This is a genomic window from Schumannella luteola, assembly GCF_013408685.1.
In the GTDB taxonomy this organism is placed as follows: domain Bacteria; phylum Actinomycetota; class Actinomycetes; order Actinomycetales; family Microbacteriaceae; genus Schumannella; species Schumannella luteola.
Map to the genome: position 1 here is coordinate 1,205,356 of NZ_JACBZY010000001.1, position 15,074 is coordinate 1,220,429.

The following is a 15,074-nucleotide window of genomic DNA, read 5'->3' on the forward strand; positions in this document are numbered from 1 at the left end:
GGCGGTGTTACGCTCCCGCCGATTGGTAACGATATCAATCGCCCCCGAACGAAGGAGTTCCCGTGCGGTTCCCGAAACCCCTCCTGCTGGCGGCGGCCGCCGTCGCGGCGGTCAGCATGCTGGCCGGCTGCTCCGCGTCGGGGGGATCTCCCGACAAGCTGAAGTTCGTCAACGACAAGTCCTGGGACTTCAAGGCCTTCTCGAAGGTGTCCCAGGACCAGATCGACATGGGGCTCGACGCGAGCACCTACGCCGACCAGGACGCCTTCGTCGCCTTCGTGAAGCAGTCGCTGCGCACCAGCAAGGCGCCCGCCCTCTTCACCTGGCACACGGGCGGGCAGCTCGAGGAGCTGGTCGACCAGGGCCTGGTCGCCGAGACCAGCACCATCTGGAAAGAGGAGATCGCCAAGGGCGACGTCGCCGAATCGGTGAAGGACCTCTACACGATCGACGGCAAGCAGTACTGCACCCCGATCAGCGTCGACAACTGGGTCATGTACTACGACAAGGCCGCGTACGCCGAGTACGGCCTGCAGGTTCCGACCACCTGGCAGCAGCTGATGGACAACGCCGAGGTGCTCAAGTCGAACGGGATCGCCCCGTTCTGGAGCTCGGGCGGCAACCCCTGGGCGTTCGTCTGGTTCCAGATCATCCTCGCCGGCAGCGACCTGCAGCTCTACAAGGACCTCGCCGCGGGCAAGGCGTCGTACACCGACCCCGGTGTCGTCGACGCCATGAACGTCTGGCTCGACATGGAGAAGAAGGGCTTCTTCAGCGACCCGGGATCGAAGACCGCTCCCGAGACGCAGATGAAAGACGGCAAGCTCGCCATGATCCCCTTCGGCACCTGGTACGCCTCCACGATCTCCCAGGTGCTCAAGGAGGGCGACGACTGGGGCGCGTTCCCCATCCCCTCGATCACCGACCAGGGCAGCACGCCGGTCGCGATCGAGACGGCGCCGGTGTGCGCCACCGTCAAGTCCTCGCAGAAGGCCGACGCCCTGAAGTACTCGCAGTGGTGGATGAGCGCCAAGGCGCAGACCGCGTGGTCGAAGCAGCAGGGCAACCTGCCCTTCAACCCGAAGTCGACCGCGTCGACGCAGACCTTCCGCGACATCGGCAAGGAGTTCGCCGAGCCCGACAAGTACGACTTCTACCTGCGGTACTACGAGGCGACGCCGACGCCGATCCTCACCGCCGCGCTCGACCAGTTCACCGGCTTCATGACCAACCCCGGCGACCCGGAGCCCTACCTCAAGGGCATCGAGCAGGTGGCGAAGAAGTACTGGGCCGACCACTGATGACCTCGAAGTCGTCGACCGACTATCAGCGCGGCGCCTGGGCCTTTCTCGGCCCGGGCGCCGCCCTGGTGGTCATCGTGCTCTACCTGCCCGTGATCTACACCCTCGTGCTGAGCTTCACCCGCTACGGCGGGCTGGCCGATCCCGTCTTCGTGGGCGGCGCGAACTACGTGGAGATGTTCGCGGATCCCGCGTTCCTGGGTTCGCTCGTCAACACGGCGATCTGGGTGGTGGGCACGCTGATCATCCCCGTCGGGATCGGACTGCTGATCGCGTACCTGTCGTTCGGGCTGCGCTGGGCGGGCATCCTGCGCATCCCGTTCCTCATCCCCTACGCGCTCTCGGGCGTCGCGGTCGGTGTGCTCTTCGGCTTCGTGCTGCAGAACGGGGGAGCGCTGTCGCAGGCGCTCGCCTTCTTCGGGCTGCCGGGCTCCGACACGCGCTGGCTGCAGGAGTCGCCGCTCAACACGGTCGTCATGATCCTGGCGGCGTCGTGGCAGGGCATCGGCGTCAACGCGCTGCTGTTCACGGTCGGGCTGCAGTCCATCCCGAAGGAACCCCTCGAGGCGGCGCGCATCGACGGGGCGAGCGGCTTCACGCTCTTCCGCACCATGGTCTGGCCGCTGCTGCGCCCCTCGACGACGATCGTCGTCGGACTCTCGATCGTCAACAGCCTGAAGACCTTCGACATCGTGCAGGCGATGACCCAGGGCGGACCCAACCGCGTATCGGAGACCCTCGGCGTGACGATGTACAAGGACACCTTCGTGAACAGCGACTACGGGCTCGGCTCGGCGGTCGCGATCTTCCTCAGCGTCATCACCGTCGCCGCGTCGGTGATCTATCTGCGCCGTCAGCTGAGCATCGGCAACGGCTCGGATGCGGGACGCGTCGCCGCGGAGGTGATCTCGTGATCTCGCGTGTCGTGCGCACGGTCATCCTCGCCGTGCTCGGACTGATCTGGCTCGTGCCGATCTACCTGCTGCTCGCCAACGCCGGCAAGTCGGTGGCCGACTACTCGGGCGACGCGTTGTGGGAGCCGGGATCGATCGGGGCGCTCTTCGCCAACGTCGGCGAGGTCTTCACCGGCACCGACGTGCCCTCGGGGCTCGCGGCGACCGCGCTCTACGCCCTCGTCGCGCCGGCGATCGCCGTCGTGCTCGGCGCCGCGATCGGCTTCGCGGTGATCGTGCTGCGCGTGAAGCACGGCTTCTTCTGGTTCTTCGTGATCTTCTGCGGCACGGTGTTCCCGCTGCAGATGATGGTGCTGCCCTGGTTCGACGTCTACGCGCGCATCGGGCTGTTCGACACCCAGGGCGGGATGCTGCTGATCTACTCCGTCGTGGCGACGCCGTTCTCGGCGTTCGTCATGCGCAACTTCTTCAGCGGCATCTCGGAGTCGGTCTTCGAGGCGGCTGTGGTCGACGGCGCGGGCGTGTGGCGGATCTTCACCCGCATCTACCTGCCGATGTCGGCAAGTGCGCTCGCGGTCGTCTTCATCCTGCAGGCGACGTGGGTGTGGAACGACCTGCTGCTCTCGCTCATCCTCACGCAGAGCCCGGAGACGCGGCCGGTCATGCCGCTGCTCAACGCGCTGCAGTCGGTCGAGGGCGGCGGGCCCGGATACACCGTGATCCTCACGGCGGCGCTCATCGTGTCGATACCCACGGCGCTGCTGTTCCTGTTCACCCAGCGCTTCTTCCAGCGCGGACTGGCGCTCGGACAGTACTGACCGAGGAGCTCGTCGGCGCATCGAAAGGGGCCCGGGTCGCGATCGCGACCCGGGCCCCTTTTCTGTTCGGGTCAGAACCGGAGGTGCACCGCCGTCGCCTCGAACCGCGCCAGCTCCACGGTGACCGTGTCGCCGGCGTCGTCCACGACGAGGTCGGCGATCATGTCGCCGAGGAACGTGCTGCGCGTCGCCGACACGGCGGAGCGCCCGAGCGTCAGCGTCAGCCGCACCGGCTCATCGGCGAACGACTGCAGGCGCACGATCGATCCGGAGCCCTCGTCGTCGGCGACGACCGCGATCAGCTTGACGCGGGCGTCGCTGAGACCGAGGCCGGAATGCGTGCCGGCATGCGCGTCCGCCGCGCCGCGCGCACGGGCCGCGCGCAGCGGATGCGCGAGCTCGGCCGCCGTCGCGATCGCCACCTCCTCGACCGACTGCTCCGGAGTCGCCCGCACGCCGACCGCGTAGCGGAAGGTCGAGTCGAAGCCCTGCTCGATCGGGAAGTTGGTGTCCCAGAGGTTGTTGTGCAGCCAGGAGTACACCGTGCCGGGCTCGGAGGGGGAGGTGCTCGGCGGGAACGGCGAGTACGGCACCGCGATCGTGTGCGGCTGCACGAGCGGCACGTCGGGCGTCGCCCAGACCACCACGTCGTCGCCGCTCGTCACGGTGACCCAGTCGCGCATCGCCCGCATGTGCTGCGGGGCGCCCGGGATGTGCGGCAGCCCCGCGCCCGTGACGCTGCCCGACACCTCGTAGCGCAGCTGCGCGTCGTCGCCGGCGAAGGGGAAGCCGAAGTAGGCGCTCTCCTTGATCAGCACCGAAGGCTTGGCCACGCTGTTCTCGATCAACAGCCGGGCGTCGCCGTGCCGCAGCCGCAGGGTCACGCGCACCCGCTCGGCGCCGGCGGCGCGGAACTCGTACACCAGGCGCTGCTCGATCGCGTCGTCGCGTCGCTCGACGAGTCGTGCCGGCAGCCCCATCTGCCGGGTCGCCAGCATCTCGAGCCGGTCGCTCGTCGCGAGCTTGTTCGCGAGGTGATTGAATCCGGCACCCGAGCTCGCGTACTCGTCGTAGACGTAGCCGTTGAACGGCACGAGGGCGTCCGCGCGCACCAGCTCGCGGCCGGTCGCGCGTTCGACGATCGAGGAGATCCCCGAGCGCTGCAGATCGACGACGACCGTCAGGTGGTCGTTCTCGAGCCGGAGCAGCTCTGTCATCGGGACCTCCGACGGGTAGCCGGGCTCGGCGACCGAGGGGTCGTCGATCGCGCGGGGCCTGTCGTCGCCGACACGCTCCCGAGCATCCAGGCGCACCGTTCCGAACGCGGGCACGTCGTCGACCCGCACGGTCAGCCAGCGGCCCGACTCGCGGTGCGGGTGGTTGCTCTGCGCCTCGACGGAGAGGGGGAGGGCGTTCCCGGAACGGCTGTCGACGAGATCGACCTGCGCCTCGAGCGCGGCCACGGTCTCCGGCAGCAGCAGGCGCACCGCGCCGCTGCGCGCGAGCCCCGTCGGGTTCACGATCGCGAAGCTGGCGAGCGCGTCGTCGGCCGGCGCCACGGCGGCGCCGAGGTACGCCAGCGACTCGTCCACCGAGGCGCGCGAGCGCTGCTCGCCGATGAGCGCCTGCGCGACCTTCCACCGCCACTGCAGCTCGCCCGAGTCGAAGCCGTGGTCGCTGTGCAGCCACGAGTTGCCGGCGCCCCAGGTGTGCTCGTTGAACATCGAGATCGCGTCGTAGGTGCCGTGCGCCTCCGCGGTCTCGCGCGGCGACGACTCGCCGCCGAGCCATCCCGCCAGCTGCGAGATCGACCGGGCGTCGGCGACCTGCGCCTGCGCTCGCCGCATCAGCGCCATCGGCACCGCCGCGGAGCCCACGCCTTCGACCCACCAGTCGCCCCAGTCGCCTTCGACCGTCGTCAGGTCGTCGCCGACGCGGCTCTCCGCATCCTCGAAGAAGTCCTGGTTCGTCGACACGCGCAGCTTCGGCGCATCCCAGGTGTCGTTCCACTCGCGCACGATCTCCGACAGCAGTCGACGGGCCGGGCCGTTGTCGCCCATGAAGCCCTGCGTGCGGATGTGCACGACATCCCACGGGTAGGGATCGCGGCCCTCGATCGTCTCGCCGTGAGCGCCGAACACCCCGATCGGGAACGGGTAGCCGCGTTCGCTCATCGCGGTCAGATAGGCAGGCAGATAGTTCTGCACCTGCGCGAAGTCCTCGGTGAAGCCGAGCATCGGCCCCTCCATGTAGGCGAGGCCGTGCGGGCTGTCGGTCATCCACACCAGCACCTCGCCGCCGGCGAGCGTGCGCCAGCGGAAAAGACGCGGATGGTTGATCGCGCCGTGCGTGTGCGGCTCCGACCGGCCGGCCCAGTTGTGCGCGACCGAGAGGTAGCGCACGCCCATCTCGTTGAGCGCGTCGGGGAGGCCCGCGACCTGACCGGGCACGTCGGTCTGCATCGCCGAGGTGAACTCGATGCCGTAGCGGTCTCGCAGCCGACGGGCTTCGCGCATCAGCTCGCGCAGCTCATCCGTGGAGCACACGTCGGTGTGCAGGTTGTAGGGCATGGCGCTGAGGCCGATCGAGCCCTGCTTGACGAGCTGCATGAAGCGGTCGACCACGGCCTGCGGCCGGTGCGACTCCCAATCGGAGACGGCCCAGAGCGCCTCGGAGTTCCAGCGGAAGCGCGACTCCTCGGGCCAGTCCGCGGTCTGCTCGATCAGGTCGATCGCCGAGTCGAGGTACGAGCGCTGCGCCGCCATCACCTCGGCCTGCGGGTCGGTGTAGCCGAAGTCGTAGTGGGAGTGGTGCACCATGTGCACCGTCCACTCGCGCTGCGGAACGAGCTCGACCTCGATCGCGTCATCGCCCCACGCGGGCACGGCCAGCCGCGCCGTGGTCTCCGACGTGACGGCGTCGACGAGCACGCGGATGCTGCCGGGCTCGGCCGGCCGGGTCGCCCGATCGATGCGCTCGCCGTCGACGGTGACGACGATCTCGGGCGCGGTGGCGTCCTCGTCGGGGCTGTCGACGGCGCCGAGCAGCACGCGGAGGCTCTGCACACCGCGGCCGTCGACGGTCGCGAGGAGCGGCTCGCCGATGATCTGAAGAGCGCGGCCGCCGACCGTTCCGGTGGATGTCACCGCCCGCTGGATCAAGCCCGCTCGCGCGTCTTCGTGGTCCCAGGGTCGTGCTGCGATGAGCGACGGCTTCGTCACGGTGCCTCCCGGCGTTGGTATCGTTACCAGAATCCTGTCATCGCGCTCGACCGCGCACAACATCTCATCCTGCGTTTATCCCGACGGCGTCCAGGATCGCTTCGATCGCCGCGGCGTTCGCCACGATGTCCGGTCCTTCCGTGCGCAGCGCCTCGCCGCTCCGGATCGCGCGGACCACCGCATCCAGCTGGTGGGCGTAGGAGACTCCTCCGGTGATCGCGACCTCGCGTCGTCCACCGTCCGCGGTCACTACGGCGAGCGACGCCCCGAGGTGCGGAGCGATGAAGTTCTCGGCCTCGAGCCGGCCGCGCGTGCCGATCGCGACGAGCCGGTTGCCCACCCGCCCGTCGTCGCCGAACGATGCCACGAGGGTCGCCGCGACGTCGCCGAACGACAGCTCGGCCGTGGTGGCGATGTCGGCGCCCGATGCGTTGAGCGTGCTCGTGGCCGACCGCACCGTCGGCTCGGCGCCCGTGAGCTGGCGCATCGCGTGCACCGGGTAGCAGCCGGCGTGCCGCAGCGCGCCCCCGCCGAGTCGCAGCTCGTGCAGCACCGAGCCCGTGGTGAACGGCCGGGGATCATGCACCTCGGCGTGCAACTCGACGAGCTCGCCGATCTCGCCACCGCGCACGGTGGCGAGCAGCTCGTGGAACATCGGATGGCACGCGTAGTGGAACGCCTCGATGACGCGACGGCCTGTACGCCGCGCGGTCGCCGTCATCCGTGCGGCCTCCTCGCCCGTCATCGCGGCCGGCTTCTCGACGAGCACGTGGTGCCCGGCCTCCAGCGCCGCGCACGTCAGCTCGCCGTGTGAGGACGCCGCCGTGGCGAGGTAGATCAGGTCGATGTCGTCGCGGCCGAGCAGAGCGCCGTAGTCCACGTGGCACGAGGCCACCCCGTGCGTCCGAGCGAACGTGCGCGCGGCACCGGGGCGCGCCGCGGCGACCGCCGTGACGATGACGTCGTCGCGCTCGCGTGCCGGGGCGATGATCGCGGTCGGGGCGATGGCCGCGGCCCCGAGGATGCCGATCCGGAGCGGCGGCGCGACGTGGGCTGCGGTCTCGATCACGCGATATCGATATCACGGCTCGTGCGGGCAGTCACGCCCCGCACGAGCCGGATCCCGGCCGCGGGTCAGCCGACGGCGTGCGTGGTCGGCGCCCCGTCGGCCTCCACGTGGTGCCGCCGCTCGAGGGCCGCGCCCTCCACGTCGACGTCGGGCACGATCCGGTCGAGCCAGCGCGGGAACCACCACGCCGCCCGGCCGAGCAGGTGCATCAGCGCGGGCATGAGCAGCAGGCGCACGACGAAGGCATCGAGCAGCACGCCGAAGGCGAGGCCGAAGCCGAGCGAGCGGATGATGGTCGACTCCGAGCCGATGAAGCCCGAGAACACGGCGACCATGATGATGCCGGCCGCGATCACGACGCTGCGGCCGGCGCGGAAGCCCTGGGCGACCGCGAGCCGGGCCGGGCTGCCGTGCACGTAGGCCTCGCGCATCCCCGATGACAGGAAGAGCTGGTAGTCCATCGCCAGGCCGAAGAGGATGCCGACCAGGATCACCGGCAGGAAGCTGAGGATCGGGCCGGGCGTCACGTGGAACAGGTCGCTCAGCCAGCCCCACTGGAACACGGCGACGATCGCGCCGTAGTTCGCGAGCAGCGACAGCACGAAGCCGCCGGTGGCGATGATCGGCACGAGCAGCGAGCGGAAGACGCCGATCATGATGATCAGCGACAGGCCGATCACCACGACGAGGTAGATCGGCAGCACCGATCCGAGGCTCTCGGAGATGTCGATGTTGCTCGCGGCCTGCCCGGCCACCCCGAGGTCGCCGGTGCCGATCGGATCGAGACCGCGCAGCTCGCGCACGAGCTTCTCGGTCGAGACGGCATTCGGCCCGTGATCGGGCAGCACCTGGAAGGCGCCGAGTCGGCCATCGTCGGAGACGGCGATCGGCGCGACCGCCGCGACGTCGTCGACCTTCGCGAGCGCCTCGGCGATCTGCAGCTGCGAGTCGAGCTGCTCGCTGTCGTCCTGGTCGGCGGGCAGGTCGGCGGTCACCAGCAGGGCGCTGTTCGACCCGGCGCCGAACTGCTTCGCCTGCGTGTCGAAGGCGACGCGCGCGGCGGAGCCGGCGGGCTCCGATCCGCCATCGGGCAGTCCGAGGCGCATCGAGAACGAGGGGATGGCGATCACGAGCAGCGCGGCGACGGCCAGCACCGCGGTCAGCACCGCGCGCAGGGTCGACATCGGCTTCACGCCGGCATCGGCGCGACGACGCTCGTTCGAGGCGGCGAGCTGGCGGCGGCCGCGTCGGCCGAGCACGCGGGTTCCGGCGAGACCGAGCAGCGCGGGGGTGAGAGAGATCGCGATGAGCACCGCGATGACCACGGCGATCGCGCCGGCGGTGCCCATCAGGCCGAGGAACGGGATGCCCGTGATGTTCAGGGCGAGCAGCGCGACGACGACGGTCGAGCCGGCGAAGACGACCGCGTTGCCGGCGGTGCCGTTCGCGAGTCCGATCGACTCGCGCACCTCGGCGCCCTCGAGCAGCTGCCGCCGGTGCCGGTTGATGATGAACAGCGCGTAGTCGATGCCGACGGCGAGGCCGAGCATGACGCCCAACACGGGGGTGACCGAGGCCATCTGCACCACGCCCGAGAAGGCGAGGGTGCCGAGGGACGCGATGGCGACCCCGGCGATCGCCGTCACGATCGGGAAGCTCGCCGCCAGGAGGGAACCGAGCATCACGATGAGCACGATCGCCGCGATGACGACGCCGATCGCCTCGCCGACGCCGAGGATCTGCGGAACGCCCTGAGAGATCTCGGTCGAGTACGAGACGGTGACGCCGTCGATCTTCTTCGCGTCGAAGTGCTCCACCACGGCCTGCTTGGCGCTCTCGGGCAGTTCGAGTCGGGGCAGGGTGAACGAGACGGTGGCGACGGCGGCCGACCCGTCGGATGCGACCTGGCGGATGCCGTCGGCCAGTTCGAGCAGGCGGGCGCCGTCGTCGAGCTGCTTCTGCTGCGCCGTCAGCTCGGCCGCGCCGTCGTCGAGCTCCTTCTGCTTCGCGTCGAGCGCCGTCGTGGGCAGTCCGGCCGCGGTGAGCTGCGCCTTCGCGGCGTCGAGCTGGGCCTGGCCCTGCTCGAGCTGGGTGCGCGCCGCATCCAGCTGCGCCGACCCATCGTCGACCTGCTTTCGGCGGTCGGCGCGCTGGGCTTCGGTCGCGAAGGGGTCGACGACCGAGTTGACGTCGGGGAGTCCGTCGGCGTCGGCGATGCGCGCGGAGATCTGCTTCTGCTGCTCGTCCGTGAGCGCCGAGCCGTCTTCGGTGGCGAATACCACCGAGCCGGAGGCGCCGCTGAAGTCGGGCAGCTTCTTCTGCAGCTGGTCGAGCACGGCGCCGGAGCGCGTGCCCGGGATGTCGAAGCTCGAGCTGAGCCCTCGGAAGCCGAGGGCGAAGCCGCCGCCGACGATCGCGACGATGACGATCCAGGCCAGGATCACGGTCTTCGCGCGGCGGGCGCTGAACACGCCCAGCCGGTAGAGCAGTTCGGCCAACGTCGGTCCTCTCGGGTGCGGGCGCGAGGCGTCCGGGTGCTGCGGTGGGGGATGCGCGAGGCATCGGTCGGCGACGGTGGCGACTCGTCAACAATACGCAACGTCTCGATTCGTGCGCACTACCCTGTGCGGGTGACTCCCGCGCCGCCCGAGACCCGACAGGGTGGTCGCGTGCGCAGCGAGGCCGCGCGCCTCGCGATCCTCGAGGCGACCGCGAGCGAGTTCGCCGCGCGGGGTTACGAGCACCTCACGATCGAGGGGATCGCGGCCGCTGCCGGCGTCGGCAAGCAGACGATCTACCGGTGGTGGCGCTCGAAGGGCGATCTCGTCGCCGAGGCCGTGCTCGAAGACCGGCTGCTGGGCGAGCGCTTCCACATCCCCGACACCGGCGACCTGCGATCAGATCTCGAGAGCTGGCTGGGCGCGGTCTTCGACATGCTCGCCGGTCCGCAGGGCGAAGGACTCCTGCGCTCGCTGATCGCCGCCGCGGCCGACAACGCCGACATCGGCCTGCGGCTGCGCGAGCGCATCGCGGGGGAGGGTGTCGCCGGTGGGGCGGATGACGCCGCAAGCGCCGAGAGCGCCGAGCCGTCGGTGACGGATCGACTGCGCTCGGCCGTCACGGCAGGAGAACTGCCGACGAGGGCCCCGGTTGCCGAGATCGCCGAGCTGCTCGTCGGGGCGGTCATCCTCCGCGCGCTGAGCCGCACGGGTGGAGACCGCGAGGCGGTCGCGCGACTCGTCGCGGCGGTCGTCGACTGATCGACCGACCAGCTGACCGCGTGGTGATAGCGACCGCGGCTCTCAGCCGGCGAGCCCGAGCTGCTGCTGCATCCCCGCTTCGTCAGTGGCGCCCCAGCGCTCGACGAGTCGGCCGTCGTCGAAGCGTCCGACCTGGATGCCGCGCACAGAGAAGCGGCGTCCGGTCGGTGCGTGGCCCTGGAATTCGCCGGTGTGGGTGCCGCTGATGGTGAGCGCGACGGTCACCGACTCGTCGTCGGCGACAAGCGTCTGCGGCGCGGCCTCGAGGTCGGGGAAGGCGGTGAACATCTCGGTCCAGAAGCCGACGATGCCCGCGGATCCCGGCGCCTGGTCGGGCGCGGGATCGTGATCGACGACGTCGTCGTGGAAGACCTCGGTGAGAGCTTGCGCATCGCGTGCGGCGAGGATCTCGCCGAGTCGTTCCTGGGCTGTGAGGTTGCGGTCGCGTGATTCGCTCATGCGTTCACGGTGGGGTCGAAGCGGGTGTCGGGTGGAGCTCTCTGCGCCCGCGCCAAGGTGCCGCTCGGGCGGCACGGAGGTGGGAGGGCCGGCGCCTCCGCACGACCCGGCCATCCGCTGGGAGCGGACCGCACGCATCCGCCCGCTCCACCGCCCCGCTCGTAGCGTCGCCCGCATGACGAACTGGGGCTACACGCTGATGACCGAGCAGAGCGGGCCGCGCGAGCTCGTGCGCTACGCGCAGGCCGCCGAGCAGGTGGGGTTCGACTTCGAGGTGTCGAGCGACCACTACTCGCCGTGGCTCACCGAGCAGGGGCACGCGCCCTACGCCTGGACGGTGCTCGGCGCTGTCGCGCAGGCGACCGAGCGCGTCGAGCTGATGACCTACGTCACCTGCCCGACGGTGCGCTATCACCCCGCGGTCGTCGCCCAGAAGTCGGCGACGCTGCAGCTGCTCGCCGAGGGGCGCTTCACGCTGGGCCTCGGCTCCGGCGAGAACCTCAACGAGCACGTCGTCGGCGAGGGCTGGCCGGCGGTGGATGCGCGCCACGACATGCTCGAGGAGGCGCTCGAGATCATCCACGAGCTGCACTCCGGCGACCTCGTCACCTACGACGGGCAGTACTTCCGCGTCGACTCGGCGCGCATCTGGGACCTGCCCGACGAAGGTGTGCCGATCGCGGTGGCGGTGTCGGGGAAGAAGTCGGTGGATGCCGTCGCCGACCTGGCAGACCACCTCATCCAGGTGCAGCCGGATGCGGATGTCGTGAAGGCCTGGAAGAAGGGGCACGGCGATCCCGCCCGCGTGATCGGGCAGATCCCGATCTGCTGGGGTCCGGACAAGCAGAAGGCGATCGAGCAGGCGCACGCGCAGTTCCGCTGGTTCGGCGGCGGCTGGGCGGTCAACGCCGACCTGCCGACGCCCGCCGGCTTCGCCGCCGCATCCCAGTTCGTGCGCGAGGAGGATGTCGCTGACGCCATCGCCTGCGGCCCCGACCTCGATGAGCTCGCCGAGAGCGCCCGCCCGTTCCTGGAGGCAGGGTTCACCGACCTCGCCTTCGTGCAGGTCGGCGACGAGGGGCAGCAGCGCTTCCTCGACGAAGCCGCGGGTCCACTGCTCGAGAAGCTGCGGAGCCTGTGATGAGAAAGCACGTCGCCGACGGCCGTCCCTCGGATGCTCCGGTCGAGCCGGCCGTGACCGACGATGGCGCGCTCGCTCCGACGAGCGACGCCGGCGGTGCGGGCACTGCGGCGGACGTCGAGGTGCCGGAGGACGAGCGGCCGCCGCAGACCCCGTCCGAGCGGCGCCCCGAATCGCTGGTCGACGGCAACCGGGTCGCGACCGCCGACGATATGGAATGACGCGGAGGGCGCAGAGAGCCCGAGCCCGACCTCGGCGAGCCGTCAGTCGGAGTCGGCCGTGCCCGCCTCGCGGGGTCGCGCCTCATGGTGGCGCGCCCCGTGCGTGCGGCGCTGCTCCTTCATCTCCGCCTCCGCGAGATGACGTCGACCGCTGACGAGCTGGTCGCGCGCGATCTGCTCCCACCGCCGGAACGCAGCCCAGTATCCGTCGTCGTAATCCTCGACGATCTGGAACGTCCAGCGACCCTCGATGACATTGCGGCCGACGAGCTCGCGCTCGATCCCCTCGGCGAGCTCGACGTGGCCTGCCGTGCGCAGCTGCTCGACCGCGTCGCCCAGAGCGAGATCCGCCCGCCCGGTCAGTCGGTGGAAGGCGTAGAGCTCGCCGCGCGCCTGCTCGACCACCTCGAGCGCCTCGGAGAGCTTGCCGAGCGCGGCGACGGTCGCGTCATCCACGCCGTCCGGGCGGAGGTGCGCCGGGTCGGGCCCGTCGTCGGACGCGGGCGACGACGTGGATGGGGGAGCAGTCAGCTCGGCATCGGTCATGACGCGACGGTAGGACGGGATGTGACCGCGGCGGCGACGCGATCAGAGACCGCTGATGGCGCTGTCAGCAGATACGCGACCACGTCGACGATACGTTCGCGACACGCGACCGGGAGAGGCGAGGCGACGGATGACCGGACAGGACCATGCCGCTAGCGCGAAGGCCGACGGCGACGAGTCGGTTGGCGAGAAGCCGCGCGACGGCGAGCACTGGCTCGTGATCGACGGGCGGCGCTGGCGCCGCACCGATCCCGAGCTCGCCGACGAGGTCGCGGCGGCGCTGCGGTCGCATCTCGGGCGGGCGCGGGCGGCCGTGCGCACGGCGAAGAAGGGCGGAGACGAGGAGGCGCTGCGCGAGGCGCGAAGTCGGGTGGGGCTCGCGAAGACCGGGCTCGGCGAGCGGGGGCCGCGCTGGTGGGAGGAGCCGATCGCCGAGCGCCGTCGCCGCGCGGCCGAAGCGCTGCAGAGCCTCGCCGACGACTGAGCGCAGGCGCGCGGATGTGAGCGGCACGCGGGCCCGCTCGAAGCTCGCTGGACGCCCCGTATCGAGTGGATGCGCGACTTCACACTGAGCGCATGAGAGACGACACGGCGGGTGAGCTCCCGGTCCTGCGCGAGGAGGAGCTCGACCAGGCGGCCACCCTCACAGATCTGCCGCCGATCGTGGACGCGACCGCCGCGATCGGCGCGCACGCCCTCGTGGTCACCTGGAACCTGGCGAGCCCGCTGTCGACGACCGGCTCGCAGCGCACTCACCTCAACATCTGGTTCCCGCGCAACGGCGGCGGCCCGCTGCAGCTCGGGCTCGAGGTGACACCGCCGACGGCGATCGCCTTCGCGGTCGACTTCGAGCATCGCGTCATCCGCCGGCGTCGCAGCGTGCGGGTGCGTGTGGGCGAGCGGCGGATCGTCGCGCTCTTCCCGCTCGACTGGGTGCACGACCTCGAGCCGGTCGAGATCAGTCACACCAGCGCTCTGCTCGAGAGCCCCGGGGTCTTCGATCCGGCGCTGCGGCTGCGGTTCGACATCGTCTCTGAGTAGCCGCGCGCTCAGTCCGCCGGTCGGGTCGCGCCGACCGCGATCCGCCCGAGCAGGGTCGCCACGGCCCCGCCGACCTGGGCGCCGCGATCGCCGGGCTCCAGCGCAGCGCGCATCCGCTCGAGCTGCTCGTCGATGCGGCCGTGGGCGAGCTCGGCGTCGGGGCCGGCCTCCGGCCACTGCTCGACCGCGTCGGCGGTGAGCCGGATGGCGGCCGCCGACTCCGCGCGAGCGCCGTCGGGGAGGTCGCGCAGGCTCTCGTCGTCGGACTGAGCCGGCGCGAGGAGGTCGATGAGCTCCTCGGCGCGACGGACGATGCGGCGCAGCGCACCGTGCTGGCGGGTCTCCGCGGCGATCGCCTCGCGCTGACGCCACGCGCGCGCGTTGCCGCGGCGGCTCTCCTGCGCCTGATCGAGCGACTCCTCGGCGCTCGCGAGCGCACGTCTCAGCCGGGGGATCGCGGCGGTCGCTGCCGGTTCGTCGGCGTCGGGCTCCTCGACGGTCGTCGCGACGTCTCTGAGAACGGCGGCGACCTCGGCGCGCAGGCGCCGAGCCGAGTCAGCGGCATCGGTGAGCCCGACCGGCGGCGGGATGAGCAGGGTCACGATCACGGCGATGCCCATGCCCAGCGCGACCTGCAGCAGGTAGCCCATCGAGTAGTCGCCCGCGTCCGCGCCGCCGACCGTCAGCACGAAGAGCGCCGCGACCGGCACGTAGTCGCGCGCGGGACCGGGCGTGAACAGACCGGCGACGATCACTCCGACGGCTGCGGCGATCGGCACGGCCAACCAGCCCGGGGCGTGCAGCAGGAAGAGCAACCAGGCGAGGCCGATTCCGACCGCTGTTCCGGCGACGGTGTGCAAGGTCGACCGCGCCGAGCTGACGAGCGTCGGCGTCATCGCGATGACGGCGCCGAAAGGCGCGTAATACGCATAGTCGCCGAGCGCTCCCGGCAACTGGTGCCCGAGCAGCCACGCGAGCGCGGCCGCCCCTGCGGTCTTGGCGGCGAGCAGCACGCGCTCGCCGCCCACGGCTCGCCGCAGCGAACCGCGAGCGCGAGCCCAGGAGCGCGCCCGGAAGTCGGCG

14 protein-coding genes are annotated in these 15,074 nt (G+C 70.9%); 8 read left to right on the forward strand and 6 right to left on the reverse strand.

Going from position 1 to position 15,074, the window contains the following annotated elements; genetic code table 11:
* Positions 1–62 precede the first annotated feature (62 nt).
* Genes BJ979_RS05250 through BJ979_RS05260 form a run of 3 tightly spaced genes read left to right on the forward strand, consistent with a single transcriptional unit; the run spans position 63 to position 3,033 of the window.
* Complete coding sequence (locus BJ979_RS05250; RefSeq protein WP_179565852.1) at positions 63–1,301, forward strand: ABC transporter substrate-binding protein; 1,239 nt, start codon at positions 63–65, stop codon at positions 1,299–1,301.
* A complete protein-coding gene (locus BJ979_RS05255; RefSeq protein ID WP_179565855.1) occupies positions 1,301–2,215 on the forward strand; it encodes a carbohydrate ABC transporter permease in 915 nt (304 codons plus the stop codon). The genes BJ979_RS05250 and BJ979_RS05255 overlap by 1 nt, the downstream gene beginning before the upstream one ends.
* Complete coding sequence (locus BJ979_RS05260; protein ID WP_255447088.1) at positions 2,212–3,033, forward strand: carbohydrate ABC transporter permease; 822 nt, start codon at positions 2,212–2,214, stop codon at positions 3,031–3,033. The genes BJ979_RS05255 and BJ979_RS05260 overlap by 4 nt, the downstream gene beginning before the upstream one ends.
* A gap of 71 nt (positions 3,034–3,104) precedes the next feature.
* On the opposite strand, the gene BJ979_RS05265 is transcribed toward BJ979_RS05260, so the two are convergent.
* The 3 genes from BJ979_RS05265 to BJ979_RS05275 form a co-directional block, all read right to left on the reverse strand.
* A complete protein-coding gene (locus tag BJ979_RS05265) occupies positions 3,105–6,179 on the reverse strand; it encodes a glycoside hydrolase family 38 N-terminal domain-containing protein (RefSeq protein WP_179565857.1) in 3,075 nt (1,024 codons plus the stop codon).
* 139 nt (positions 6,180–6,318) lie between these two features.
* Positions 6,319–7,323 (reverse strand): Gfo/Idh/MocA family protein, encoded by a 1,005-nt coding sequence (locus BJ979_RS05270; protein WP_179565859.1) that lies wholly within the window; start codon positions 7,321–7,323, stop codon positions 6,319–6,321.
* 65 nt (positions 7,324–7,388) lie between these two features.
* The gene (locus tag BJ979_RS05275; protein ID WP_179565861.1) at positions 7,389–9,821 is read right to left on the reverse strand and encodes an MMPL family transporter; all 2,433 of its coding nucleotides are present in this window, start codon (positions 9,819–9,821) and stop codon (positions 7,389–7,391) included.
* Between the two features lie 132 nt (positions 9,822–9,953).
* Between BJ979_RS05275 and BJ979_RS05280 the strand changes: the two genes are divergently transcribed.
* Entirely contained in the window at positions 9,954–10,583 is a 630-nt protein-coding gene (locus BJ979_RS05280) for a TetR/AcrR family transcriptional regulator (protein ID WP_343046606.1), read from the forward strand.
* Between the two features lie 42 nt (positions 10,584–10,625).
* Here the strand turns inward: BJ979_RS05280 and BJ979_RS05285 are convergent, their stop codons facing one another.
* Positions 10,626–11,042 carry an ester cyclase gene (locus BJ979_RS05285; RefSeq protein ID WP_179565865.1) on the reverse strand — a complete coding sequence of 139 codons (417 nt, stop codon included), beginning with the start codon at positions 11,040–11,042 and terminating at the stop codon, positions 10,626–10,628.
* A gap of 175 nt (positions 11,043–11,217) precedes the next feature.
* Between BJ979_RS05285 and BJ979_RS05290 the strand changes: the two genes are divergently transcribed.
* Both BJ979_RS05290 and BJ979_RS05295 read left to right on the forward strand, forming a co-directional pair.
* Positions 11,218–12,183, forward strand: coding sequence for an LLM class F420-dependent oxidoreductase (locus BJ979_RS05290; protein ID WP_179565867.1), 966 nt, complete (start codon positions 11,218–11,220; stop codon positions 12,181–12,183).
* Positions 12,183–12,404, forward strand: a complete 222-nt coding sequence (locus BJ979_RS05295) for a hypothetical protein (protein ID WP_179565869.1) — start codon at positions 12,183–12,185, stop codon at positions 12,402–12,404. The genes BJ979_RS05290 and BJ979_RS05295 overlap by 1 nt, the downstream gene beginning before the upstream one ends.
* A gap of 42 nt (positions 12,405–12,446) precedes the next feature.
* On the opposite strand, the gene BJ979_RS05300 is transcribed toward BJ979_RS05295, so the two are convergent.
* The gene (locus tag BJ979_RS05300; protein ID WP_179565871.1) at positions 12,447–12,950 is read right to left on the reverse strand and encodes a hypothetical protein; all 504 of its coding nucleotides are present in this window, start codon (positions 12,948–12,950) and stop codon (positions 12,447–12,449) included.
* A 130-nt stretch (positions 12,951–13,080) separates the two neighbouring features.
* Here BJ979_RS05300 and BJ979_RS05305 point away from each other — a divergent pair, with 130 nt between their 5' ends.
* Complete coding sequence (locus tag BJ979_RS05305) at positions 13,081–13,434, forward strand: biopolymer transporter Tol (RefSeq protein ID WP_218853446.1); 354 nt, start codon at positions 13,081–13,083, stop codon at positions 13,432–13,434.
* A 92-nt stretch (positions 13,435–13,526) separates the two neighbouring features.
* Positions 13,527–13,991, forward strand: a complete 465-nt coding sequence (locus BJ979_RS05310) for a hypothetical protein (protein ID WP_179565873.1) — start codon at positions 13,527–13,529, stop codon at positions 13,989–13,991.
* Between the two features lie 8 nt (positions 13,992–13,999).
* Here BJ979_RS05310 and BJ979_RS05315 read toward each other — a convergent pair whose 3' ends face one another.
* Positions 14,000–15,019, reverse strand: coding sequence for an FUSC family protein (locus tag BJ979_RS05315; protein WP_179565875.1), 1,020 nt, complete (start codon positions 15,017–15,019; stop codon positions 14,000–14,002).
* Between the last annotated feature and the right edge of the window lie 55 nt (positions 15,020–15,074).

Excerpts from the sequence above, each read along its gene's own strand:
- BJ979_RS05255 (WP_179565855.1), top strand. The coding sequence starts at position 1,301 with ATGACCTCGAAGTCGTCGACCGACTATCAGCGCGGCGCCTGGGCCTTT.
- BJ979_RS05285 (WP_179565865.1), bottom strand. The coding sequence starts at position 11,042 with ATGAGCGAATCACGCGACCGCAACCTCACAGCCCAGGAACGACTCGGC.
- BJ979_RS05290 (WP_179565867.1), top strand. The coding sequence starts at position 11,218 with ATGACGAACTGGGGCTACACGCTGATGACCGAGCAGAGCGGGCCGCGC.
- BJ979_RS05295 (WP_179565869.1), top strand. The coding sequence starts at position 12,183 with ATGAGAAAGCACGTCGCCGACGGCCGTCCCTCGGATGCTCCGGTCGAG.
- BJ979_RS05300 (WP_179565871.1), bottom strand. The coding sequence starts at position 12,950 with ATGACCGATGCCGAGCTGACTGCTCCCCCATCCACGTCGTCGCCCGCG.
- BJ979_RS05305 (WP_218853446.1), top strand. The coding sequence starts at position 13,081 with ATGACCGGACAGGACCATGCCGCTAGCGCGAAGGCCGACGGCGACGAG.
- BJ979_RS05310 (WP_179565873.1), top strand. The coding sequence starts at position 13,527 with ATGAGAGACGACACGGCGGGTGAGCTCCCGGTCCTGCGCGAGGAGGAG.